At 48.5% G+C, this 1,740-nt stretch carries 3 protein-coding genes; 2 read left to right on the top strand and 1 reads right to left on the bottom strand.

The features are described 5' to 3' along the window. The first annotated feature begins 93 nt into the window (after window positions 1-93). Both C7H09_RS08005 and C7H09_RS08010 read left to right on the top strand, forming a co-directional pair. Window positions 94-339, top strand: coding sequence for a type II toxin-antitoxin system CcdA family antitoxin (locus tag C7H09_RS08005; protein ID WP_106760637.1), 246 nt, complete (start codon window positions 94-96; stop codon window positions 337-339). Next, window positions 339-656 (top strand): CcdB family protein, encoded by a 318-nt coding sequence (locus C7H09_RS08010; protein WP_106760638.1) that lies wholly within the window; start codon window positions 339-341, stop codon window positions 654-656. The genes C7H09_RS08005 and C7H09_RS08010 overlap by 1 nt, the downstream gene beginning before the upstream one ends. A 79-nt stretch (window positions 657-735) precedes the next feature. On the opposite strand, the gene C7H09_RS08015 is transcribed toward C7H09_RS08010, so the two are convergent. Next, window positions 736-1,545 (bottom strand): hypothetical protein, encoded by an 810-nt coding sequence (locus tag C7H09_RS08015; protein ID WP_106762054.1) that lies wholly within the window; start codon window positions 1,543-1,545, stop codon window positions 736-738. Window positions 1,546-1,740 lie beyond the last annotated feature (195 nt).

Consider the following 1,740-nt stretch of genomic DNA (forward strand, 5'->3'; position numbering starts at 1 on the left):
GCGTCCGACAACAGCCATTGGTTAAATGCTTGAATGCGCATCCGCATGCGCATAAACTGAGACCATCCATTAAATAGCCACTTGGAGGCTCAAATGGCAGAACTCTACAACGTAGCTGCCCCCAAAAAAGCGGCAAACCTCTCAGTCAATAGCGATCTGCTGCGTAAGACCCGTGAACTAAACATTAACCTGTCTGCTACCCTCGAGCGAGCGCTGAAAGAAGAACTCTCAAAACGTCAGTCAGAACAATGGGTTGAAGAAAACCGCGCCGCGATAAAAAGTTACAACGATTTTGTCGGACAACATGGATGCTTTGGCGACGAATTCAGGGAATTTTGATGGCACAGTTCGATGTATACCCCAACCCAAGCAAGACCAGCAAAGCGCACTACCCTTACCTTGTCGATATTCAGAGCAGCCTGTTGAGCGAGCTGGCAACGCGAATCGTCATCCCCTTGGGGAAACGCTCCGCATTTAGTGGTGAAGCCATGCAAGGAGTCACACCGGAAATCAGCTTTGCAGACCAAGAGCTTCTGCTGTTAACGCCTCAAATTTCCTCTGTTTCAGAAAAGCATCTCAAAAACCCGGTTGGCTCTCTATCGCACTTTAGAGACCAAATCGTTGGAGCTTTGGACATGGCTATCACCGGCATTTAACGCTCGCAGCATGCGCGCCCGCGGAATGGAGCCGAAGGCGCAATATAGTGGGCGTCGCCGTGCCTGCACTGGTTATGCACTACTTCCACAGTGCTGTGAGATCCATCAGCGTTGGGATTTTAATAATTTCTGCCTGTATCGCAGTAAACACAACAATCGCAAGCGTCAGGAACAGTGCCCACCGTTGAATCTTTACATGGTCTGTATGCCTACGTTCCTGCTCTTCGTATTCTTCAATTGCCTTTAGAGTGAAACCAGAAATTCTATATTTTCCGTTTTGACGTGGCTCAAGCTCACCGGTATCAGCCAGAGAGTCCAAGAACGCTTTAACTTTTTGCTTCTGATCTTGGCCCTCTGGGTGAAGAATCCATTTGAGACTATACAACTGCCCCATCAGATTAAATGCATCAACTTCATCCTGGCCCTGCAGTTTGAGGCTCCAGAGAAATTTAACAAGATCCATCCTTTGTTTAGTAACCAACTTTTTCTTGTTGAAGAAATACTGATCGAGCCAATTTACGGTCCTATGCACATGGATTTTTAAGTACTGAAGCCTAATGGCACGCCCCACAACGACATCCCACAAACCATTATATTGCACGCTAGATAGGCCGTAGTAATGGGTTATGGAAAGAGAATTCGAGTCTAGGGCTGATAGATTTACCCTCCGATCAATACTATACGAATTTCCATCCCACTCTCTGCAAATCACCTGATTCCCTTCAACTGCTTCGACCAAGAGGTATGGCTTATCACCTTGATCGAAACGAATAGAGAAGCAATTTATTGATTTCCCATCGTCGCCGGAACGAGGAATCCGGTCAGGGCATTGCTTGCGCAAAGCCTTGGATAGCTGGCTCCGACAAAAGTATTGCTGATACCTATTCATACAACCTCGTCAGGTGCATAACGCCAGCCAGCATGCGCGGCTACGGAATGGAGGCGAAGCCGCAATGCAGTAGGCGTCGCGTGCCTGGCCTTGTTAGGGCTAGGAGTCTGCGCGGCAGAAGTGTTTTGAGCAATTGCCTCCGCCGCGCCGAATCACGGTTGTGCCCGAGAGTATATGCGCAGTATCCAACCGGAT

Source organism: Marinobacter fuscus (assembly GCF_003007675.1).
GTDB lineage: Bacteria > Pseudomonadota > Gammaproteobacteria > Pseudomonadales > Oleiphilaceae > Marinobacter > Marinobacter fuscus.

Excerpts from the sequence above, each read along its gene's own strand:
- C7H09_RS08005 (WP_106760637.1), top strand. The coding sequence starts at position 94 with ATGGCAGAACTCTACAACGTAGCTGCCCCCAAAAAAGCGGCAAACCTC.
- C7H09_RS08010 (WP_106760638.1), top strand. The coding sequence starts at position 339 with ATGGCACAGTTCGATGTATACCCCAACCCAAGCAAGACCAGCAAAGCG.
- C7H09_RS08015 (WP_106762054.1), bottom strand. The coding sequence starts at position 1,545 with ATGAATAGGTATCAGCAATACTTTTGTCGGAGCCAGCTATCCAAGGCT.